At 66.5% G+C, this 22017-nt stretch carries 23 protein-coding genes and 1 riboswitch; of the genes, 10 read left to right on the top strand and 13 right to left on the bottom strand.

Annotation, left to right across the window (positions count from 1 at the left end):
* The first annotated feature begins 75 nt into the window (after positions 1–75).
* Both ABZ004_RS35025 and ABZ004_RS35020 read left to right on the top strand, forming a co-directional pair.
* Positions 76–564, top strand: coding sequence for a GNAT family N-acetyltransferase (locus ABZ004_RS35025; protein ID WP_355685794.1), 489 nt, complete (start codon positions 76–78; stop codon positions 562–564).
* Positions 561–1442, top strand: coding sequence for a 3-methyladenine DNA glycosylase (locus ABZ004_RS35020; protein ID WP_355685792.1), 882 nt, complete (start codon positions 561–563; stop codon positions 1440–1442). Before ABZ004_RS35025 ends, ABZ004_RS35020 begins: the two co-directional genes overlap by 4 nt.
* Here ABZ004_RS35020 and ABZ004_RS35015 read toward each other — a convergent pair.
* Both ABZ004_RS35015 and ABZ004_RS35010 read right to left on the bottom strand, forming a co-directional pair.
* Entirely contained in the window at positions 1420–2247 is an 828-nt protein-coding gene (locus ABZ004_RS35015) for a class I SAM-dependent methyltransferase (RefSeq protein WP_355685791.1), read from the bottom strand. The genes ABZ004_RS35020 and ABZ004_RS35015 overlap by 23 nt on opposite strands.
* A gap of 120 nt (positions 2248–2367) precedes the next feature.
* Positions 2368–2493, bottom strand: coding sequence for a hypothetical protein (locus tag ABZ004_RS35010; protein ID WP_355685789.1), 126 nt, complete (start codon positions 2491–2493; stop codon positions 2368–2370).
* A 544-nt stretch (positions 2494–3037) separates the two neighbouring features.
* Between ABZ004_RS35010 and ABZ004_RS35005 the strand changes: the two genes are divergently transcribed.
* Positions 3038–4306 carry a Fic family protein gene (locus ABZ004_RS35005; protein WP_355685787.1) on the top strand — a complete coding sequence of 423 codons (1269 nt, stop codon included), beginning with the start codon at positions 3038–3040 and terminating at the stop codon, positions 4304–4306.
* Between the two features lie 122 nt (positions 4307–4428).
* Entirely contained in the window at positions 4429–5010 is a 582-nt protein-coding gene (locus tag ABZ004_RS35000; RefSeq protein WP_355685786.1) for a DinB family protein, read from the top strand.
* Between the two features lie 148 nt (positions 5011–5158).
* On the opposite strand, the gene ABZ004_RS34995 is transcribed toward ABZ004_RS35000, so the two are convergent.
* On the bottom strand, positions 5159–6286 hold the full coding sequence (locus ABZ004_RS34995) for a serine hydrolase domain-containing protein (RefSeq protein ID WP_355685784.1): 1128 nt from the start codon (positions 6284–6286) through the stop codon (positions 5159–5161).
* 137 nt (positions 6287–6423) lie between these two features.
* Positions 6424–6561: riboswitch (cobalamin riboswitch) on the top strand.
* Between the two features lie 188 nt (positions 6562–6749).
* Between ABZ004_RS34995 and ABZ004_RS34990 the strand changes: the two genes are divergently transcribed.
* From ABZ004_RS34990 to ABZ004_RS34980, 3 genes are all read left to right on the top strand, one after another.
* Entirely contained in the window at positions 6750–9254 is a 2505-nt protein-coding gene (locus tag ABZ004_RS34990) for a ribonucleoside-diphosphate reductase subunit alpha (protein ID WP_355685782.1), read from the top strand.
* The gene (locus tag ABZ004_RS34985; protein WP_355685780.1) at positions 9251–10285 is read left to right on the top strand and encodes a ribonucleotide-diphosphate reductase subunit beta; all 1035 of its coding nucleotides are present in this window, start codon (positions 9251–9253) and stop codon (positions 10283–10285) included. The genes ABZ004_RS34990 and ABZ004_RS34985 overlap by 4 nt, the downstream gene beginning before the upstream one ends.
* Positions 10286–10355: 70 nt before the next feature.
* Positions 10356–11822: a PQQ-binding-like beta-propeller repeat protein gene (locus tag ABZ004_RS34980; RefSeq protein WP_355685778.1), complete on the top strand. Its 1467-nt coding sequence runs from the start codon at positions 10356–10358 to the stop codon at positions 11820–11822.
* Here the strand turns inward: ABZ004_RS34980 and ABZ004_RS34975 are convergent.
* The 7 genes from ABZ004_RS34975 to ABZ004_RS34945 form a co-directional block, all read right to left on the bottom strand.
* On the bottom strand, positions 11819–12085 hold the full coding sequence (locus ABZ004_RS34975; protein WP_355685776.1) for a hypothetical protein: 267 nt from the start codon (positions 12083–12085) through the stop codon (positions 11819–11821). The two genes, ABZ004_RS34980 and ABZ004_RS34975, sit on opposite strands and share 4 nt — an antisense overlap.
* A complete protein-coding gene (cimA, locus tag ABZ004_RS34970) occupies positions 12082–13680 on the bottom strand; it encodes a citramalate synthase (protein ID WP_355685774.1) in 1599 nt (532 codons plus the stop codon). Before cimA ends, ABZ004_RS34975 begins: the two co-directional genes overlap by 4 nt.
* A gap of 227 nt (positions 13681–13907) precedes the next feature.
* The gene (locus ABZ004_RS34965) at positions 13908–14366 is read right to left on the bottom strand and encodes a phosphotransferase (protein WP_355685772.1); all 459 of its coding nucleotides are present in this window, start codon (positions 14364–14366) and stop codon (positions 13908–13910) included.
* Entirely contained in the window at positions 14336–14677 is a 342-nt protein-coding gene (locus tag ABZ004_RS34960) for a phosphotransferase (RefSeq protein ID WP_355685770.1), read from the bottom strand. The genes ABZ004_RS34965 and ABZ004_RS34960 overlap by 31 nt, the downstream gene beginning before the upstream one ends.
* 47 nt (positions 14678–14724) lie before the next feature.
* On the bottom strand, positions 14725–15816 hold the full coding sequence (locus ABZ004_RS34955) for a branched-chain amino acid aminotransferase (protein ID WP_355685768.1): 1092 nt from the start codon (positions 15814–15816) through the stop codon (positions 14725–14727).
* A gap of 40 nt (positions 15817–15856) precedes the next feature.
* Entirely contained in the window at positions 15857–16921 is a 1065-nt protein-coding gene (locus ABZ004_RS34950) for a 3-isopropylmalate dehydrogenase (protein ID WP_355685766.1), read from the bottom strand.
* Positions 16918–17070, bottom strand: a complete 153-nt coding sequence (locus ABZ004_RS34945; RefSeq protein WP_020392829.1) for a hypothetical protein — start codon at positions 17068–17070, stop codon at positions 16918–16920. Before ABZ004_RS34945 ends, ABZ004_RS34950 begins: the two co-directional genes overlap by 4 nt.
* 257 nt (positions 17071–17327) lie before the next feature.
* Here ABZ004_RS34945 and ABZ004_RS34940 point away from each other — a divergent pair, with 257 nt between their 5' ends.
* The 3 genes from ABZ004_RS34940 to ABZ004_RS34930 all read left to right on the top strand — a co-directional run bounded on the left by ABZ004_RS34940 (position 17328) and on the right by ABZ004_RS34930 (position 19519).
* Positions 17328–17894, top strand: coding sequence for a class I SAM-dependent methyltransferase (locus tag ABZ004_RS34940; protein WP_355685764.1), 567 nt, complete (start codon positions 17328–17330; stop codon positions 17892–17894).
* A gap of 22 nt (positions 17895–17916) precedes the next feature.
* Entirely contained in the window at positions 17917–18723 is an 807-nt protein-coding gene (locus tag ABZ004_RS34935) for an aldo/keto reductase (RefSeq protein WP_355685762.1), read from the top strand.
* Positions 18724–18808: 85 nt separating this feature from the next.
* Positions 18809–19519 (top strand): SGNH/GDSL hydrolase family protein, encoded by a 711-nt coding sequence (locus ABZ004_RS34930; protein ID WP_355685760.1) that lies wholly within the window; start codon positions 18809–18811, stop codon positions 19517–19519.
* Between the two features lie 8 nt (positions 19520–19527).
* Here the strand turns inward: ABZ004_RS34930 and ABZ004_RS34925 are convergent, their stop codons facing one another.
* The 3 genes from ABZ004_RS34925 to ABZ004_RS34915 all read right to left on the bottom strand — a co-directional run.
* Complete coding sequence (locus ABZ004_RS34925; RefSeq protein WP_355685759.1) at positions 19528–21009, bottom strand: cytochrome b N-terminal domain-containing protein; 1482 nt, start codon at positions 21007–21009, stop codon at positions 19528–19530.
* A 584-nt stretch (positions 21010–21593) separates the two neighbouring features.
* Complete coding sequence (locus ABZ004_RS34920; protein WP_355685757.1) at positions 21594–21767, bottom strand: hypothetical protein; 174 nt, start codon at positions 21765–21767, stop codon at positions 21594–21596.
* A gap of 40 nt (positions 21768–21807) precedes the next feature.
* The coding region (locus ABZ004_RS34915) for a hypothetical protein (protein ID WP_355685755.1) at positions 21808–22017 on the bottom strand (210 nt) is incomplete at its 5' end.

Raw genomic sequence — 22017 nt, 5'->3', positions numbered from 1 at the left:
GGTTGTAGCCTTCGCGGTGGTTCCGGGAATGAATGGCCCGAGCCTACCGCCGGGCCAGGGTGAGACAGTTATCCGGTGACACCTGACATCCGGCCGGCTCTTCCCACCGAGTACGACGCCGTCGGCGAACTCACCGCCGCGGCGTACGCGAACGACGGCTTCACTCCGCCCGGCTCCGACTACTCCCGCACCTTGGCCGCCGCCGCCGACCGCGCCGCCAAGGCGGAACTCTGGGTCGCGGCCAACGGCACGGAACTGTTAGGAACGGTCACTTTCTGTCCGGTGGGCTCGGTCTACCGTGAGATCGGCCGCGACGACGAGGGTGAGTTCCGGATGCTCGGGGTGGCGGCGGCGGCCCGTGGTCTCGGCATCGGGACGCTGCTGACGGAGCACTGCATCCAGCGCTCCCGCGATCTCGGCTTCACCCGCGTCGTGATGAGCAGCGCGCAGGCGATGACCACCGCCCACCGCATCTACGAACGCCTCGGCTTCACCCGGCTCCCCGAACGCGACTGGTCCCCCCGCCCCGGCGTCGACCTGTACGCGTTCACCCTGGACCTGTGACCGTTCTCGACCGCGCCGAGTGGGAGCCATTGGCGGCTGCTCATGGTGCGCGCGTCGACGCCCTGCTCGCCGATCACCTGGCCCGCAAGCAGCGCCGCGAGAAGCACCCGGTCGAGGACTTCCTCTTCACCTATTACCCGACCCGCCCGAACCAACTCAGGGTCTGGCACCCCGGCCCGGGCATCCGGCTCCGCGGCGCCACGCAGTACGGAACGAAGAAGGGCTACCGGTACGCCGAGGGCGCGGCCTCCCTGGATCCGTCAGAGCTGGCGCGCCGGGCGGACTCGATCGCCTGGATCCACAAGTTGCTCTCGGCAACGGCCTCCCGGCAGCCCCAGTTCGGCTGCTTCGGCCTGCACGAATGGGCGATGGTCTACCGAACCGAGGAAACCCGCCACTCCTGGCCACTCCGCCTCGGCCCAGCCGGCACCGACGAGGTGGTCGAGTCGCACAAGATCGCCTGCTCCCACTACGACGCCTTCCGCTTCTTCACCACTCCCGCGCGCCCCCTGAACGTCCTGCAACCCACGCGCGAGCTACAGCCCACGCTGGAACAAGGCGGCTGCCTCCACGCCAACATGGACCTCTACAAATGGGCAACAAAACTGATGCCCTTCACCCCCAGTTCGTTGCTCCTCGACTGCTTCGAACTCGCCCGAGACATCCGCACCCTCGACATGCGCGCCTCCCCCTACGACTTCAAGGCCTTGGGCTACTCCCCCATCGAAATCGAAACCCCCGCCGGCAAAGCGACGTACGCCGCAACCCAACGCTCCTTCGCCGACCGAGCCCGCCCCCTCCGCACCCAACTCACCGACCTCTGCGAGCAACTCCTCCGACTTGCCGGAGACCTGGTCAGTCCGCTCGCTGGGCCTTGAGGGCGAACAGGAGGGGGATTCTTGGAGCGTCGTCGGGGAGGCGGTACCAGCCTTCGGGGGTTTGTTCCATGGACGGCCAGCGGGGCCATTGCAGTACTTCGGACTCTCGGAGGCTGGTGATCTGGAAGCCGGTCGTGGCGAGCGTGGTGACGAGTTCGCCGAGGCCGTGCATCCACTCGTAACTGCGCTGCCGACCCGGGACCTGGTCACCGGTGTAGGTGACCGTCGAGTCGTGTGCGATCGACCCGCGCCCTTCCAGGTAGTCCTTGCGGATGATCAACTCGCCCGTGTCCCCAGGCAACGCCACTGGCCCGAGCGCGTTCAGCAAAGGGTGGAACTCGACGACATAGAGCGAGCCGCCTGGTTTCAGAAGCTGCTTGACCACCTCGGCCCAGGCCTTCAGATCCGGTAGATAGCAGAGCGCGCCCTTGCCGGTGTAGACGACGTCGAACTGCCTTCCCTGCAACGCCTCGACCGCGTCGTACACGTTCGCATGCACATACTCGACCTTCTCGTCTGCCTCCGCGGCGATCCGCCGAGCCTCTTCCAGTGACTTCCCGGACAGATCAAGCCCGACGGTCTTGGCTCCCCGCCTGGCAAACGCCACCGTCTCGGTCCCCAGATGACACTGCAGATGTGCTACGTCCCGCCCATCCAGCTCGCCGAGGTCTTCCCACTCATACTCCGCAAACCAGAACTCGGCCGGCCGATCGTAGAACGCACTCGCCGCATGCAACGCAGCCCGCGCATCCCAATCAGCCTCATTGGCCGCCACCATCCGCAGTGCATCCGCATCCAGACTCACTGAACCGCCTCCTCATCGCGCTGGAGAACCAGTCTCTCCAGCGCAGGGAGCAGCAGCAGCGAATCTCACTGCGTGTGAGCGAGTTGGCGGGAGACCCTGCTACCGATCTCCCGTCCGCTCTCAGAAGGTGGCCTCGGCCGTGATCTTCACGTAGGCGTTGCTGAATTTGCCGTCCGGGAGACAATCCATGGCGACCGTCTGGCCAGGCTCCAGATCGCTGCTCGCGCATTGGACATTCCCGAGCACTTCGCCGTCCTTGCTCAGGAAAATTTGAAATGCAGGAAAGCTGAGGAGGTTGTGTCGCTGACATTCTTCACCTTGCCGGTGATCGAGAACATGTCACCCTCGTTCGTGACCGCCCAGCCGGCCAGCGTTTCATGCTTTCCGATCGAGAAGGCGTGTCCCCCCTGTGTGCTTCTTCTTCGGCGGCTGGAAATAGGGTGGCTGGTACTGCGCCTGCTGGAACGGCCCGGGCGGCATTTGCCCCGGCGGCGGAACTTGGCCGGGCGCGGGATTTTGTCCGGGCGGCGGCTGGAATTGGCCGGATGGCGGCTGGAATTGGGCAGGCTGCTGCGCGTCGTGCGTCACGAGTTTCCCCCTCATGCAATGGACAGTGCATTTCGGGCCGCGACCCGGAGGTCGTCCCCCGGCCCGATCACTGCACGTGACCATACTCCTCATCGCCACGCTCGGTAATCACGATTCGCTCATTGGCTGAGCGCACAACCTTCGCCGAAGTTCGGAGTATTCAAGGTTGTTCGGTAAGCTTGAATAAGGCACACTCGGAGACATGGCGCGGGTGGAGTTGCATCGGTGGCCGGGGCATCCGGACGGGTTCACCCGGGCCGAGCGGCTGGGCGGGTCGTACGAGCTCTACTTCCCGGACCCCCTGGTGGGACGGGAGTTCGACCTGGACGACGAGGTGCTGGCTGCATTGGAGGATGCGGCCGGGGATCTCGCGCGGCTGGATGCGACAGCCGCGGTACTGACCAACAGCGAGGCGCTCGCTCGCTTGTTGTTGCGCGCCGAGGCCGTCGGGTCATCGCAGATCGAAGGGCTCGTGGTCGGGGCCCGGCGACTCCTCAAAGCCGAGGCGCTCCGGGACAGCGAGCGGCACCACGACGTTACGGCGGACGAAGTACTGGGCGCCGTGGACGCGATGACCTGGGTCACCGAGTCCGTCGGGACCGGTGACAAGCTCGAGGTGGAGCATCTGCTCGAGGCACACCGGCGGTTGATGGCGCATTCACCTACACCGGAGTACGGCGGTGAAGTGCGTGTCCTGCAGAACTGGATCGGCGGCCGCTCCCCCGCCGAGGCGTACTACGTTCCGCCGCCCGCACAACTCGTCCCGGAACTCCTGGCGGACCTGATGACCTTCGTGCGCGAATCCCGCCTGCCTGTGCTCGCGAAGGCCGCGATCGCCCACGCCCAGTTCGAGACCATCCATCCCTTTGCCGACGGCAACGGTCGCACCGGTCGCGCCCTGATCCACCTCATCCTGCGCGCCGAAGGCCTGGTCGAGCGAACCGTTCCCCCGGTCTCCCTGTCCCTGGCCACCCACGCCACGCAGTACGTCGAAGCACTCACCGCCTTCAGATACACCGGAAAGGCAACAAACCAACGAGCCCGTACGGCGGCCAACCGCTGGCTACTCATGTTCGCCATCGCGTGCAGTCACGCCACCGCCGAGGCCGCCCGCTTCGAACGGACTGCCGCGGAACTCAAGTCCGCCTGGCGCGAACGAGCAGCCCCTGTCCGAGCCGGCTCCGCCACCGAGCTCCTGATCAACACGTTGCCCGCGGCCCCCGTTCTCACCCTCGCCGCCGCGGCCCGCCTGATCGACCGCTCCCAGCAAGCCGCCAACCAGGCCCTCACCCGATTGACAGCCGCCGGCGTCCTCCGCGAGGTCACCGACGCCCGCCGCAACCGCATCTACGAGGCCCCTGAACTCATCGACGCCTTCACCCTCCTCGAACGCCGCTTCGCCAGCCCCGCCGCGGATACCAGGATCGAACCACCCAGCAGACCAGTCCCGGCAGCACCCAAGTCCACCTAACAGACCACTCCCTTCGACGCCAGCACCGACACACTCCGTGAGTTGACTTTCGTTGATCGACCGAGGTTCAATTCGAACATACGTTCGAGGCGAGATCAAAACGGGGAGTGTGAGGAACTGTGATGCCGGAGCCGTTCGACTGGGACATCCTGCAGCGGCCGTCTGCGATGGCGATGGTGCGTGGGCAGCTCGGCTTCAGCTGGATGGTGTTGTCCGGGCGACTCGCCGCGCTGACCGACGAGCAGTACTTCTGGCGCCCGAGCAGCGAGGCGCTGACCGTCGTGCGACGGCAGTACGCCGGGCGGTTCAGATCGCTCGGGTCCGGCGAATGGGTCGCGCAGTGGCCGGACGAACCGGATCATCGCGGGCCGCGGACCATCGCCTGGCTGATCGCCCATCTGACCGAGACCTTCTTCGAGCGCTGGGAGTGGACCTTCGGCGCCAGCAAACAGGGGCGGGCCGACATCACCCTGCACGGCAACGCGCAGGACGCGGTGGCCTGGCTCGCGCATTGGGTCGACGCCTGGCAGGACTCGATCGCTGAGCTCGACGAGGAGCAGGCAATGACGGTCGGCCTCAGCCAGGCAACCGAGCTCGACGCCGCCGAACCCTTCGGCCACGTTGTCCTCCGTCTCAACCGGGAGCTCATCCACCACGGCTCCGAGATCATGACGCTCCAAGACCTCCACGCCCTCGCCGCCTGACACCCACAGTCCACCCCGGCCCGGACGCCACTGGTCAGGCGCCGGACCAACCACGGGGTGACAAGCCGAGCCGACCCGCCTGAGGCGCGCGGGTCGGCCCGGCACGGCAGACGCCTGGTCGCCAGGGTCCGTATCTCCAAACCACCGCTCAGGAGAGGGCTCTGGTGGCCAGGTCCCAGACGGCGTCGAACGCGTTCAGCTCGATCGGGTTGAACCGGTTCTTGGTGACCGCGACCGAGATCCCACTCGCCGTATCCGCGTAGGCGGCCCCACCGCCGACCCCGACATGACCGAAGACGGTCTTCGCAACCGGCCGGCCGCCGAGCTGTCCGACGGTGTAACCGAGTCCGTACTGCGCTGGTCCGCCGGTCATCTCGTCATCGCCGGAAGTAGCGATACTCGAGATCTCCCGCAACCGCTCCGCGCTCACCAACCGCACCCCGTCGACCTCACCGAGCAGCGCGGCGTACATCTTGGCCATCGCTCGCGCCGTCACGATCCCGCCGGCCGGGACGTTGGAGCTGATCAACCCCGGATTGTTGGCGTAAGCAGCATTGGGGAACAACTGCATCGGAGCAGCCTTGAACAACGGGAATTCCGGCGGCAGCGAAGCAAACGCCGCCGTTCCCTCGGGATCGTCCTCGAAGTACGCCACCCGATCCAGCGCGTCCGCCGGTACGCCGAAGAACAGTTCGTCGGCGACTCCCAGCCGCGCACCGATCCCCTCGGCGAGCACCTGCGAGATCGGATTCCCGGTCGCCCGCCGGATGATCTCGCCAACGAGGAACCCGAAGGTGACCGCGTGGTAGCCGACCCGCTCCCCCGGCGTCCACCACGGCTCGAGGGCGGCGATCATCGAGCACATCCCGTCCCAGTCACACAGCTGATCCACCGTCAGATCGGCCGGCACCGCCGGCACCCCCGCCGAGTGGGTCAGAACATGCCAGACCGTCGTCGTCTCCTTGCCACGAGCACCGAACTCGGGCCACAGGTCCGCCACCAACGTGTCGTAGCCGAACACACCCTCCTCGACCAGCACGTGTATGACCGTCGCCGCAACACCTTTGACCGCAGAGGCGGCGTAAAACAGCGTGTCCGAGGTCACCGGCCGCTCAGCGGACGCTTCAGACGCGTCGACGGACGGACCTGCCGTGCCGGCGACTGCGTCGACGATTGGGGTGCCGCGGTGGTAGACCGCGGCCTGGATTCCGTTCTCGGCACCCGACTCGACCAGGCCGTCGATGACCCCTTGAACCTGCTCCTGCAGATCGCTCATACCAGTTCCTTCCCAGGGCGTGACCGCCGCCACGCTGGCGACTCTCAGCAGTGGGTCGGAGCCGTCGCAGCAATCTTGACATGGCCCGACGACACAACCACCTCCACAAGATGTGCGACACACGGCGCGTCCTGCCACTAGATGTAGGGGTTGGCGAGCTAAGGTCCTACTACTGGCACCAGGGGAATCCTGTGGAAATCCGGGGCTGCCCCGCAGCGGTAAGCGGGGAACGTGTCCCGTGAGCCCGAATACCTGTCGCCGGTGCGTGTGCCGCCGGTACACGCTGTCCGAGGCCTCGAGGGCGGGCCGCAGGGCGTGACAGCAGACGACACGAGGTCGCCACGACCTCGTGCGGATCTGTGCTGTCCCGTCATGCGCGCACGCCACAGGGTCCCGGTCGTCAAAGACTCGCGTGGAGAGAGCGCTTGTGACAATCCTTTCCCAAACCACGACCCAGCCAGGCGTGGCGAACCAAACACCGACCCAACTGACCGTCGTACGGCGTGACGGCAGCAGCACCGCCGAAGAGCTGAGCACGAAGCCGGTCATCACGGTCCGCGCGGCCGACGGCAGCACCGCTCCACTTGACGTCGAGCGACTCCGCGTCATCGTCGCCGAGGCTGCGGCAGGCCTCGACGCCGTCGACGCCGAGCTGATCCTCAACGAAACCCTGGGCTCCTGCTACGACGGCATCGCCCAGCACGAGGTCGAGCTCGCCCTGGTGATGGCGGCCCGCGGCTATGTGGAGAACGAACCGCAGTACAGCTTCGCGGCGTCCCGGCTGCTGCTCGACCAGATCCGCCGCGAGACGCTCGGCCGGGTGCACGGTGAGCCGCGCCAGGCGAGCCAGGCCGACATGGCCACGGCGTACGTCGACTACTTCCCGCTGTACATCCGGACCGGTATCGAGGCAGGCCTGCTCGACCCAGAGCTGGCCACTTTCGACCTGGCCAAGCTGGCCGCGGCGATCAAGCCCGAGCGCGACCTCGACTTCGCGTTCCTCGGCTTGCAGACCCTTTACGACCGCTACCTGCTGCACATCGACAAGACCCGCTTCGAGCTGCCGCAGGCCTTCTTCCTCCGCGTCGCCATGGGAATCTCTCTCAAAGAAGAGAACCGTGAGGACCGGGCGATCGAGTTCTACGAGCTGCTCAGCTCCTTCCGGTTCATGTCGAGTACGCCGACCCTGTTCAACTCCGGTACGACGCGTCCGCAGCTCTCCTCCTGCTTCCTGACCACCGTCGAAGATGACCTGTCCGGCATCTTCACCGGCATCCGGAACAACGCGCTGCTCGCCAAGTACTCCGGTGGTCTCGGCAACGACTGGACGCCGGTCCGCGGGATCGGCGCCAAGATCCGCGGCACCAACGGCGAGTCGCAAGGCGTCGTACCGTTCCTGAAGATCGCGAACGACACGGCCGTCGCGGTCAACCAGGGCGGCAAGCGCAAGGGCGCGGTCTGTGCGTACCTCGAGACCTGGCACATCGACATCGAGGAGTTCCTCGACCTTCGCAAGAACACCGGTGACGAGCGCCGTCGTACGCACGACATGAACACGGCCAACTGGGTGCCGGACCTGTTCCTGCAGCGAGTCGAGGCCGGCGGCGACTGGACGCTGTTCTCGCCCGACGAGGTGCCTGATCTGCATGACCTGTACGGCGCAGCCTTCGCCACGGCGTACGAGAACTATGAGCAGGCTGCCGATCGCGGTGAGATCCGGGTGTTCCGCCGGGTCAAGGCCGTCGATCTGTGGCGCCGGATGCTGACCGTGCTGTTCGAGACCGGTCACCCGTGGATCACCTTCAAGGACGCGTGCAACCTGCGCTCGCCGCAGCAGCACGACGGCGTGGTCCACTCGTCGAACCTGTGTACCGAGATCACGCTGAACACCACCGTCGACGAGACCGCGGTCTGCAACCTCGGTTCGGTCAACCTGGTCCCACACCTGACCAAGACCGGCCTAGATGCAGAGCTCCTCCGCGACACCGTGAAGACAGCGGTTCGGATGCTCGACAACGTGATCGACGTGAACTTCTACACGACGCCCGAGTCGGAGCGCGCGAACCAGCGGCATCGCCCGGTCGGCCTCGGCCTGATGGGCTTCGCCGACGCGCTCTTCGCGCTGCGCATCCCCTACAGCTCCGAGGCCGCCGTCGCGTTCGCCGACAGCTCGATGGAGCAGATCAGCTACCACGCGATCGAGGCGTCGACGGATCTCGCCGCCGAGCGCGGCACCTACCAGACGTACGAGGGCTCGCTGTGGAGCCAGGGCATCCTGCCGATCGACTCGCTCGAGCTGCTCCGGCAGGCGCGGAACGGCGACCTGACCGTTGACACCGGCAAGCAACTCGATTGGGACGTACTCCGGGGGAAGGTGCTCCGCGAAGGCATGCGCAACTCGAACGTGCTGGCGATCGCCCCGACCGCGACGATCTCCAACATCTGCGGCGTGAGCCAGTCGATCGAGCCGATCTACCGCAACCTGTTCGTGAAGTCGAACATGTCGGGTGAGTTCACCGTCGCCAACCCGTACCTCGTCGCCGACCTCAAGGCGCGCGGACTGTGGGACCAGGTGATGGTGTCGGATCTGAAGTACCACGACGGCATGCTGTCCCAGATCGACCGGGTGCCAGCTGATCTGCAGGAGCTGTACGCGACCGCGTTCGAGCTGGACCCGCTGTGGCTGATCAAGGCGGCGTCGCGCCGGCAGAAGTGGCTCGACCAGGCGCAGTCGCTGAACCTCTACATGGCGGCTCCGTCCGGCAAGGCGCTCGACGAGCTGTACCGGTCGGCGTGGCGCTACGGGCTGAAGACGACGTACTACTTGCGTTCGCAGTCGGCCACGCATGTCGAGAAGTCCACTCTGCAAGGAACGGATGGCCGGCTCAACGCCGTACCGGTTGCACTACCCGAGCCCACAGGTGCCACTTGTTCGATCGAAGACCCGGATTGCGAGGCCTGCCAGTGATCACCCTCGGAGCGGCTTGCGTCGAGGTGGCCGACAAGGCGATGATCAACGCGCGCGCGGACGTGAACCAACTGCTGCCGCTGAAGTACCAGTGGGCGTGGGACAAATACCTTGCTGGATGCAACAACCACTGGATGCCGACCGAGGTCTCGATGCAGGCCGACATCGCTCTGTGGAAGTCGAAGGACGGCCTGACCGAGGATGAGCGGCTGATGCTGAAGCGCAACCTCGGCTTCTTCGCCACCGCGGAGTCGCTGGTCGCGAACAACATCGTGCTCGCGGTCTACCGCCAGCTCACCAACCCCGAGTGCCGGCACTACCTGCTGCGCCAGGCGTTCGAGGAGGCTGTGCACACGCACACCTTCCAGTACATCTGCACGTCGCTCGGGCTGGACGAGGGCGAGCTGTTCAACATGTATCGCGAGGTGCCGTCGATCTCCGACAAGGACGCCTGGGCGCTGAAGTACACCCAGCATCTGGAGGACCCGGAGTTCAAGACCGGTACGCCGGAGTCGGACACCGACTTCCTCCGGGACCTGATCGCGTTCTACGTGGTCTTCGAGGGAATGTGGTTCTACACCGGGTTCGCCCAGATCCTCTCGCTCGGCCGGCGAAACAAGATGGTCGGGATCGCCGAGCAGTACCAGTACATCCTGCGCGACGAGTCGATCCACCTGAACTTCGGCATCGACTGCATCAACCAGATCAAACAGGAGAACCCACACCTGTGGACCGCTGCGTTCCAAGCGGAGGTCCGCCAGATGCTCACCGAGGCCTGTGAACTGGAAGTCGCCTACGGCCGAGCCACCATGCCCAACGGCATGCTCGGCCTCACCGCGGACCTCTGCGAGCAGTACATGCACTTCATCACCGACCGCCGCGCCGAACAGATCGGTCTCGCCCCCATCTTCGGCGAAACCCGCAACCCGTTCGGCTGGATGTCGGAAATGATGGACCTCAAGAAGGAGAAGAACTTCTTCGAGTCCCGAGTCATCGAATACCAGTCCGGCGGCAGCCTCAGCTGGGACTGATCCCTTAAAGTGCTTGCGCAGAGCCCCATTCGAGGCTCTGCGCAAGCAGACCCGACCCGAGGAAATCCAGATGCCCGACACCGCCCCCGGTCTCGACTCCGACCTGGCCGCCGAGATCGCCAAGGAGCGCCGTCGCCGGGTACGCCGAAGGACGGTCGCGGCACTCGTCGTCCTCGCGGTCGCTGTCCTCCTCGGCGTACTGACTGTCGCGCTCGACTGGGGATGGGTCGTCTGGGGGCTCAGCCTGGCGCTCGCCGCCATCGCACTCGTCGTCGCGTCCTGGCGCTTCGGGCTCGTCCAACGGATTGCCGCCGGTGTGACCGCAGGAGCCCTGGTCGCCGCCGGCGTTCTCCTGGTCCGGATCCCGCCGATCACGCAAGCCGGATGGACGATCGACGAGGACATCCGCCTGGTCGCGGCAGCCGGCGACATCGCGGTCACGTTCGATGCCGGCACCGGCAGGTTGCAAGGCCACCAACGCTCGGACGGCGACGAGGTGTGGAAGAGCGAATCCTTCGGCCCGAGCGACGTGAAGACCCAGCCACTCGGTGACGCCCTGCTCGTCTTCTCCGACTCCGAACGGCAGCACGGTCAGGCCGCCATCGTCTCGATCGCCGACGGCAGGACCAGCTGGAAGCAGGATGTCGGCGACCAGACGCCGTTCACCGCCAACGATGAGGTGATCGTCTTCACGAGCGAGACGACGACCACCGGGCTCGATCTCCGCAGCGGCAGGAAGGTCTGGTCGTCCCCCGATCGAGCCACGGCCGGCTCCGGCGGGCAGAGTTCGTACAATCCGCAGCGTTGGGTGCCGCGCTCCGAGTGGATCGCCGTGGACGGCCCGAAGTCGAAGAGGCTCCCCGCAGCGGTGCTCAACGTCGGCACCGGGCAGCTGGCGGCCGTAGTACAGGCCAAGAGCAACGACTTCGTCATCGCGGGGCAGACCTTCATCGAGTTCGGCTACGAGAAGCACGGTCGCCGCGTCGCACACGGAACTCCGCTCGCGGGTGGGCAAACCTGGTCAGCCGAGTTCCTACGCCCAGACTTCAGGGAGCTGCTCGATGTCGTCGATGGCAACGCACGCGCCTTGTACAGCAACCGAGCCGTCTTCATCACGCCGGAGACCGGCGCACTGCAGCAGGTACCGATCAAGGATGACTGGTCGGTCGCCTGGCTCGCCGGTCGAATCAGCGGACGCTACGCCGTCGTCGAGCAACGCGATCGCGACCACAAAGTCGTCGAGCAGAGGGTCGCCGACACGGTCAGCGGCGAGGTCCCGAAGCTGACGGGACGAGGACGCGCGGAAGACCTCGATCTGACCCAGATCGCCGCAGCCAAGGCGATCCTGCACACCAGTGTCGTCGACGCCGTGGGAGGTGACAGCGACCGCTACACCCTGATCGAGAACGGCAAGGATCCCGTCAACATCTCCACACCGGACGCCGGCAGCGGTCGCGCCGTCACCGACGAACAAGCCAGCTCCGCGGGCGCGATCATCCAGGTAGGCCGGCGGATCATCCCGCTGTCCAATGACTAGGAGTAGCTGACGTCCAGGACTCCGATGATCTTGTCGAGGCGGGCGGCGACCCGGCCGGCGTCGAAGCCTTTGCCCTCGACGACGATGCGCAGGGTGCAGGTCTCGAGGCAGAGCTTGAGTTCGCGGACGTCGTACGGGTTCAGCTGGACGGCGATCCGGGCGAACAGGCCGCGGGTCTCGACGACCTTCGCGGTGAAGGTGGTGAGTACGCGTTCCGGTACGACGTACGCAGGTGCCGTGGTACGGGTATCGACCATCGTCATCGGACGACCTCCTTGTGGCGAAGCAGGCCGTAGGTGACGCCGTCGACCAGCGCCTCCCAGGAAGCCTCGACGATGTTGTGCCCGACCCCGACCGTCACCCAGGAACCCTCGCCGTCGGCCGTCTCGATCAGAACTCTGATCACGGCGTCCGTGCCATGCCCTTGGTCGAGGATGCGGACCTTGTAGTCGCGCAGATCGAACTTGTTCACCACCGGATACGCCCGCTCGATCGCCACCCGGAGCGCGTGGTCGAGCGCGTTCACCGGCCCGTTCCCTTCACCGGTGACGATCTCGCGATCCCCGCCGGCGACCAGCTTCACCGTCGCCTCCGAGACCGCCTCGCCGTCGGCGCGCGACTCGGTGATCACCCGCCACGACTCGACGTCGAAGAAGCTCGCCCGGGCACCGGAGACCTCCTCGGTCAGCAGCAGCTCGAACGACGCGTCGGCGGCCTCGAAGGTGTACCCGCGCGCCTCCATCTCCTTCACCCGGTCGGTCACCCGGCTGACCAGATCGCGGTCGTTGCCGAGATCGAACCCGAGCTCGCGGCCCTTCAGCTCCACGCTTGCCCGGCCGGCCATCTCCGACACGAGCATCCTCATGTCGTTGCCCACCAGGGCCGGATCCGTGTGCTGGTAGAGATCGGGATCCACCTTGATGGCGCTGGCGTGCAGTCCCGCCTTGTGGGCGAAAGCAGACACACCGACGTACGGCTGCCGGGTCGACGGCGGCACGTTCGTCACTTCGGCGATCGCATGCGCGATCCGGTACGACTCGGCCAGCCGGCCGGGCGGCAGCAGTTGCATGCCGCGCTTGAGTTCGAGGTTGGCGACGACCGCGAGCAGATCGGCGTTGCCGGTGCGTTCGCCGTACCCGTTGATCGTGCCCTGCACGTGCGTGCAGCCGGCCTCGACGGCGGCGATCGAGTTGGCGACCGCGCATCCACCGTCGTTGTGCGCGTGGATGCCGAGCCGGGCACCGGTCGTCTCCAGAACATCCCGTACGACATCCTGCAGCTCGCGAGGCAGCGTGCCGCCGTTCGTGTCGCAGAGCGCGACCACGTCGGCGCCCGCCTCGGCAGCGACCCGTACTACTTCCAGCGCGTAGGCGCGATTCGCACGGTAACCGTCGAAGAAGTGCTCGGTGTCGAGGAAAACCCGCTGACCATTCGCGCGGAGATGCTGCACGGTGTCGGCGACCATCCGCAGGTTCTCGTCCAGCGTCGTCCGTAGGGCCCGCTCGACATGCGCATCGTGGCTCTTGGCAACCAACGTGACGACGTCCGCACCCGACTCGCGCAGCGCAGCGACCTGGGCGTCGTCGGCAGCCTGGGCACCCGGCTTGCACGTCGCGCCGAAAGCAGCGAACGTCGCGTGCCGCAGGTGCAACTCGGTGCGCGCCCGGGCGAAGAACTCCGTGTCCTTCGGCACCGCACCCGGCCAGCCGCCCTCGATGAAGCCCACGCCCAGGTCGTCCAGGTGTTGCGCGATGGCGATCTTGTCCGCCACGGACAGCGCCAGACCCTCCTGCTGCGCGCCGTCGCGCAGGGTGGTGTCGTAGACGTGGAATTCGTCGGCCTCGGCGGGTGTAGTCACGGATGTCGCCTTCCGGTGTGGGTTGCTAAAGGCAAACAAAAAACCTCCCGCAGGGTGCGAGAGGTTTGCGCGCTCAGGTACTGCTTGCTGAGCGCGCCTAAAGAATAATGACCTGGTAGAGCTTCATAACAATTGGAAGTCTGCCACAGGCTTTCCACATCGAGCAGAATTGTCTCGGAAAGCGGACATCCAGTACGCTGACCAGTACTACGGCGCCCAGTCCCGTACTACGAACCCGCCAGAATCTCCGCCAGCACGAGCGACGAGTCCGCCGGAAGCTCCTCGCCATCGCGAACAGCCCCCGCGCAGACGACCAGCGCCTTCCACAACGCCCACCCTTGACCCCGTTGCCAGGTCGGATCGTCCACCTGCAAGCGATCCCGGAAGGCAGTCCGGGTCTCGCCGCTCAGCATCGTCCACGCGATCGCCAGATCACAGGCCGGATCCCCCACCCCACAGGTCCCGAAGTCGATCACGGCCGCCAGCGATCCATCGCGCACCAGCAGGTTCCCCGCCGCAATATCACCGTGGAACCACACCGCCCGCCCGTCCCACGGCGGCCGCAACGACCGCTCCCAGATCTCCTCGGCCAACTCGGTGTCGACCACTCCTGCCAAGGTCTTCAGCGACGCCCGGGCCCACCCGTCGTACGTCGTCAGCGGCCCACCCCGATACAGACCGACCACTCGTGCGGAAACCCGTCACCAGGCACGCCCTTCACCACCGGAGCCGGAATCTCCGCAGGCAGCAACGGCGCGAACACCGGCAACCACCGATGCTCCTTCTCGACCGCCAGCGCGTACTCCGCAGCAGTAGGCAGCCGAACGAGCAGCGAGTCACCGAGCCGGAACGTCCGGTTGTCCCACCCTTGCGAGTCGACCGACCGGATCTCCAGCTCGGCCCACTCCGGGAACTGCGCCGCGATCAACCGCCGCGCCACCTCGACATCGGCAGGCTTCCGGTCCGGTAGCGGCAACAGCTCGGCTGTCTGGTTCATCGGCACCGACCGTACGGCGCTCGATGAACCAGACGCAATCCGATTTACTAGCAGACCTTGGTCATCCAGTTGTGCGGGTCCTTGGACCGGCCGTACTGGACATCCAGCAGAGCCGAGCGGACCGCACCGGTGACCGGGCCGCCGTTGCCGTCGGCGACCTGGACCTCGCCGTCCTTCCACTTCAGCGACGCGACCGGGGTGATCACGGCGGCGGTGCCGCAGGCGAACACCTCGCGGATCTTGCCCGAGGCCGCACCGTCGCGCCATTCGTCGATCGAGATCTTCCGCTCGGCGACCGAGTAGCCGAGGTCGGTGACGAGCTTCAGGATCGAGTCGCGGGTGATCCCCTCGAGGATCGTGCCGGACAGCTCCGGGGTGACGACGGTCTTGTCGTCGAGGACGAAGTACAGGTTCATCCCGCCGAGCTCTTCGATCCACTTCTTCTCGACCGCGTCGAGGAACGCGACCTGGTCACAGCCCTGCGCGGTGGCCTCGGCCTGCGCGAGCAGTGACGACGCGTAGTTGCCGCCGGTCTTGGCTGCGCCCGTACCACCGGGGGCTGCCCGGGTGTACTCCTCGCTCAGCCAGATCCGGACCGGCTTGACGCCCTTGGCGAAGTACGAGCCGGCCGGGGAGGCGATCGCGACGTAGGTCACCTGGGCCGACGGGCGGACGCCGAGGAACGGGTCCGAACCGAACATGAACGGGCGCAGGTAGAGAGAGGTCTCGCCACCGGCGGGCACCCAGGCCTTGTCGATCTCGACCAGCTTGTGCAGCGAGTCCAGGAACGCGTCCTCGGGCAGCTCCGGCAGCGCGAGCCGGTGCGCCGAGCGGTTGAACCGCTGCGCGTTGGCTTCCGGCCGGAACAGGTGGATCGAGTCGTCGGGATGCCGGTAGGCCTTCATCCCCTCGAAGATGGTCTGGGCGTAGTGGAACACCGAGGTCGCCGGAGACAGCTCCAGCGGCCCGAAGGCGGTGATCCTCGCGTCGTGCCAGCCGTTCTCCTTGGTCCAGGTGGCGATCGCCATGTGGTCGGAGAAGTACTGCCCGAATCCCGGGTTCGCCAGGATCTGGGCGCGCTGGTCGTCGCTGGCCGGTTGGGTGTTTGGCTCAACGGTGAACTCTAGATCGGCGCTCATAACCGCACCGTACCTCTTGCCAAAGTGGTCATGCGAGTGGTCACCCAGCCGCGCGCTTGGCGATCGCGTCACCGATCTCCGAGGTGGTCCGGGCGGAACCGGTGCGCTCCTCGATGTCGGCGGTCACGGCCGCCTCGATGGCCGCGGCCGCCTCGGTCAGGCCGAGGTGGTCGCAGAGCAGCGCGGTGGACAGGATCGCCGCCGTCGGGTCCGCCTTCTGCTGACCGGCGATGTCCGGCGCGGAGCCGTGCACCGGCTCGAACATGCTCGGCGCGGTCCGGTCCGGGTTGATGTTGCCGCTCGCCGCCAGCCCGATCCCACCGCTGATCGCGGCCGCCAGGTCGGTGATGATGTCGCCGAACAGGTTGTCGGTGACGATCACATCGAACCGCGCCGGGTCGGTGACCAGGAAGATCGTCGCCGCGTCCACGTGCAGGTAGTCGACGGTGATCTCGGGGAACTCCGCCTTCACCTTGTCCACCGTCCGGGTCCACAGGTGACCGGCGTACACGAGGACGTTGTTCTTGTGCACCAGCGTCAGCTTCTTGCGCGGCCGCGCCTGCGCCCGGGCGAACGCGTCCCGGACGACCCGCTCCACGCCGTACGCCGTGTTGACGCTCACCTCGGTCGCGATCTCGGCCGGCGTGCCGACGCGGAGGGCGCCACCGTTGCCGACGTACGGGCCTTCGGTGCCCTCGCGGACGACGACGAAGTCGACCTCGCCCGGGTTCGCCAGCGGGGAGCCGACACTCGGGTAGATCTTCGACGGCCGCAGGTTCACGTAGTGGTCGAGGGCGAAGCGGAGCTTGAGGAGCAGGCCGCGCTCCAGTACGCCGGACGGCACCGTCGGGTCGCCGACCGCACCGAGCAGGATCGCGTCGTGACCGCGGATCTCCTCGAGCTCGGCGTCCGGCAGGGTCTCCCCGGTCGCGTGCCAGCGCTTCGCGCCGAGGTCGTACTCCGTGCGCTCGAACGTGACGCCGTAGTTCGCGCTGACCGCGTCGAGGACCTTGAGCGCCTCGGCGGTGACCTCGGGACCGATCCCGTCGCCACCGACCACTGCCAGCTTGAACGCCGTCTTGTTCGAGTGCTGTTGCGTGCTCACTTCTTGGGTTCTCCCCCGTTGTCGCGGCGGTTCATGGCCTCTTGGACTGGTTGGGTCTCGGCCTGACGAGGTGCGGGACGGCGACGGCGGGCGGCCTTGCGCTCGCGTCCGTCGACGACCTTCCAGTTGGCCGGATACATGTCGTACATGCTGCTCTCCCGTTTGGTCTCGTGCTGTCACAAACGGCCGACGACTGGCACTACCGGGCGGGAGTACGCCGAAACCCGCGCCGGGGAGGTCGGCCTCAGCGGACCCCGGCGCGGCAGCGAATAAGGCGTACCACGAACTGCATGATGGGTCCGAAGATACTCTGGCGTCCGACTATTTCGCCACAATGCGGGCAGACTGTCCCGAGATGTGAGATGTCGGTAACGCTGCTGGACCAATGCTGTGCAACTCTCAACCGGTGAGTGCTCCTCCAGAACTACCACCGCTGGTTTCGGCGGCCCTCAGCCTGTCCGGCCGGCGCGGATTCGTCAGCGCCACCCGCAACGAGACCGGCCGATTACTGGCGACGCTCGCGGCATCCCGGACCGGCACCCTCGGCGAGGTCGGCACCGGTTGCGGCGTCGGTTCCGCCTGGCTGCGCTCCGGCGCCACCGACCACACCAAGATCGTCACCGCCGAGAGCGACCCCCAGCTCGCGAAGGCGGTCGCCGAACTCTTCGCCGAAGACGGCCGCATCGAGGTGCTTTCCGCCGACTGGTCCGCCCTGATCGAACGCGGCCCGTTCTCACTGCTCTTCGTGGACGCCCGCGAGGCGAAGCTCTCGGCCCGCGACGTCATCGCCGAGGCAGTAGAGCCCGGCGGCTTCGTAGTACTGGACGACTTCACCCCGTCGATGGTCTGGCCCCCCATGTACGAAGGCCGCGTCGACGCCCTCCGCCAGGAATGGCTGATGGACAAACGCTTCACCACAGTAGAGGTCATGGTCGCCCCGGACGCCGCAGTCCTGCTGGCCACCAAGCGCTGACACATCCGAACTGGGAGTAGAGATGCTCAAGCTTGCGAACGGTAGCGAGATTCCCGCGCTGGGGCTGGGGGTCTGGCAGGTGCCGGACGGACCTGTCTGTGAACGGGCGGTGACTGCGGCGCTCGAGAGTGGGTATCGGCTGATCGACACGGCGCAGGCCTATGGGAATGAGGCCAGCGTTGGTCGCGCGCTTCGGAGCAGTGGGGTGCCGCGGGGGGAGATCTTCCTGACGACCAAGTTCCACCCGGGCCGGCGCGATCCGCTGGCTGAGATGGAGAAGAGCTTGGAGCGCCTCGATACGGCGTACGTGGATCTCTATCTTGTGCACTGGCCGCAGGGTGGCGCGACGGTTGCCTGGCCGGGGATGGAGGCTGCCCATGCAGCTGGTCTGGCCAAGGGCATCGGGGTGTCGAACTTCAGTGCTGCTGAACTCGCTGAGGTGTCTGCAGTTGCAGAGGTCCCGCCGATGGTCAACCAGTTCCAGTACAGCCCGTTCGTAGATCGGCGGGGGTTGGTCGAGGCTTGCTTGGCTGCGGGTGTAGTACCGCAGGGGTACAGCCCGTTGGGAACCGGCGAGCATCTTGACGACCCGGTTGTCGCGAAGATCGCCGCCGCCACTGGCCGCACTGCTGCCCAGGTGCTGATCCGTTGGTCCTTGCAGCGCGGCGTCTCGGTGATCCCGAAGTCGTCGAGGCCCGCTCGCATCGAGGAGAACTTCGGCGCGCTCGACTTCTCCCTGGACGAAGAGTCGATGGCGGCGCTGGATGCCCTGGACACCACACAGCACACCGCGGAAGCCAAGGCTGCTGACGAGAAGTGGTGGTCCTGACCCGGCTGCAACAAGGTGCAACTTCCTCACGTCTCAGGCCGGGCTGGCTCTACGCTCGTCGCGATCTTTTGACGAGAGGCGGATCATGTTCAAACGCACCCTCCGGCCGGCCCTGACCAGCCTGCTTGTCCTTGCTGTGGTGACCGGGCTGGTCGGTCCGGCGGGAGCCCGTACGACGGCGGTCGACTTCGGCAGTGGAGCGATCGGCGACTGGACGGGGAACCAGCACGGGACCGTCGGCGATGTGACCGAAGCCGATGGCACTCCGGTCGCGGACGTGTTCGTCGTCGGGGATTCGATCACCACGCTGGGACGGTCCGACCTGATCTCGGCGATGACCGCGGAAGGCCACACTGTCGCGGTGAACTACTGGTCCGGCCGGCCGACAACACCGGCCGTCGACTGGGTGCTGTCGCTGACCACCAAGCCGAAGATCCTGGTGATGGCCACCGGCACGAACGACATCTTCGACCCGTCGGTGATGACGACGCAGATCAACCGGCTGCTGGCCGGCGTACCGTCGACTACCAAGGTGCTTTGGGTCGACACCCATGCCTCCCGCTGGTCGGAGCCCTCCGCCGTCCAGGTTGCCGACCAACGCAACTCCGGCTGGGTCAACCTGCAGATCCACGACACCATGGGGCCGGACCGGGTGATCCCGTGGAGCAGGTGGCTCCAGTACCGAGGCAAGGACTACATCAACTACTACCTCTCCGACGGCGTCCACCCCAAAGCTGGAGTCGGTACGGCGTTCTGGGCCGAGGTACTGATGAAGTCCATCCGCCCCCTCCTCTGACCCTGGCGTCAGTGGGTCACCGGAGGAATCAGCCGGTCCTGGTTGAAGAATGTCGCCAGCCGGGCCCGCAGCCGTCGTACCGGGGAGATGCGACGGCTGGTGCCGGGCAGCTGCGCGGGTTCACCACGGACGAAGCCGGCTAGCCGCCAGCGTTGGTAGGCATCCACCGGCCGGTGGTCCTCGACGTACCCGCCGTCCGGCAGCCGGACGACCCGGCCGGTCTCGACACCGTGCACTGCGATGTCCAGATCCCGGTTCTGCAGTCCCACACAGAGGCGACGGGTCACGACGAAGGCGGCCGGCGGACCGACGATCAGCAGTACCTGGAACAGGTGGATGAGCGCGTTCACCGAGAGGTGGAACAGGACGGCCATGGTGTCGGCGCCGGCGGCGGCCCACAGAACGCCGTAGAAGACGATGCCGGCGACGCCGATGCCAGTCCGGGTCGGGTTGTGGCGAGGTCGTTCGAGCAGGTTCTGATCACCCTGGTCGCCGCTGATCCACCCCTCGATGAACGGGTAGACGGCGACCAGTGCGAGAAACAACGTGCAGAGCACGACCGGCAGCAGGACGGCGAGAGTGACGGTCCTCCCCCACCAGACGACCTCCCATCCCGGCGCCAGCCGCAACGCGCCGTCCAGGAACGCGAGATACCAGGCCGGGCCGATTCCTGCCGAGGCGTTGGCGGGATCGGCCGGGCCGTACATCCAGATCGGGTTGATGGTCGCCGTGGCACCCATCAGCAACGCGACGCCGACCACGAAACAGAACATCCCGGCGCCCTTGACCGCGGCCACAGCCGCCGGGCGTCCCACTACGTTGTCGTTCGTTCGCCCAGGTCCGGCGAACTGGGCGGGCCCACGCTTGAGGGCCAGGACCGCGAGCAGGATGAAGAGCGCGACGAGTACGACGGGCAGAACGTAGACGTGCAACGGATAGAAGCGGGCGATGACGTTCCCCGGGAACTCCCCGCCGAACAGCAGGCTCGAAAGAGCCGAGCCGACGAACGGGACCGACTTCACCACGCCATCGGTGACAGCGAGACTCGAGCCCGACAACATGTCGTCCGGCAGCGCGGTACCGGTGAGACAGGCGCCGAGCGTCACAATGAGCAGGCCGAAGACGACCAGCCAGCTCAGCCGGCGTGGTCGACGGAACCCGCCGGTGAAGAACAGGCGCAGCAGATGCAGCATGATCGCTGCCACCATCAGCAAGGACGCCCAGTGATGGACCTGGCGCACCAGCAAGCCCGAGCGAACCTCGAAGCTGATCGCCAGGGTCGAATCCAGTGCCCGCGACATGGACACGCCTTGAAGCGGCCCGTACGGTCCGTCGTAGACGACGTGATCGACCGAAGGTTCGTACGGAACCATCAAGATCACGCCGGTCACCATCACCACGACGAAGCTGTAGAACGCGACCTGGCCGAACAACAGCGACCAGTGGTCGGGGAACACCCTTCCCCGCAGACCTCTCAACGAGCGGTGCATCGGCCAGTCCTCTCGCCATCACTGTCCACTCCGGCCGCGAACCCCGCGGCTACCTGTACGACCCCGCAGCGCCCCAATTCGTGACATCACCCCCAGACGCCAACCCGGCCCACAGGCGTAAACCCATCCCCACCCATGACCCAAATCACAACCAGCACAGGCGAAAGAGCAGTTCGAGGTCGGTGTTGCTGTGGCGGGAAGGCACGCCGCCAGTGACGATGCCGTCGCCGCCGGTTTCAGCGTGTGAATCGGACACCGCCCTCGCGGGCGACTGTTCCTTTGGCGCCTCCGACCCACGCCCGTGATGCCGCGCACCCCAACTCGCCGAACAACCGCGATCGCTCCCGCCGACCGACCAAGGGCAGCCCGCGCTAAGCTGCGTCCCACCCCGTCGTCAGCGACGAAGAACCCCCTCCCGAGCGAGGTGACGAGCACCCCGAGCGGACCTAGATGAGCCCCCGAGCGGACCTACAAACCCGCCGGAGTTCGCTCTAGCACCCGGCCGGGCTAGTCCGGCAAACCGAGCGCATTCCTCAAAGCTTTGGCGAGCAGGCGATTGGCCGACTCGTCATCAGCCCTCCGAGTCAGCTCACCCTCCAGCGTCTCCCCCGGAGCCTGAACAGCGTCTCCGCAGTCAAGCCCGTCCAGGCCTCCGGGTGGTCGTACGCGGAGTCCCGCAGATCCCACACGGCATCGACAAACTCCTCCGTCGTGCCGGCCTCGTGCAGTCTCTGCAGCTCACCAGCCAAGTCGGTCACTGCCAGATGCTATTCCGAGCCTTGCCCAAGCGCGCGCGTGTCAGGCGGCTTCGGTGTGGGGGCGTGCCTCCACGTTGGGTGTGTTGGGGTGTGCCTCCGCGTTGGGTGTGTTGGGGGGTGACTCCGCGTTGGGTGTGCCGGGTGTGGTGTTGGGCATGGTGGGTGGTTCGAGGTAGGCGCGTCCGGTGGGGCTGATGAAGACGAGTGTGCCGGTGTCGGTGGTGAAGACTTGCCAGTCGCCGTGGTGCTT

This window comes from Kribbella sp. NPDC006257 (assembly GCF_040613535.1).
Lineage (GTDB): Bacteria > Actinomycetota > Actinomycetes > Propionibacteriales > Kribbellaceae > Kribbella.
This window is presented reverse-complemented; position numbering and strand designations above follow the sequence as displayed.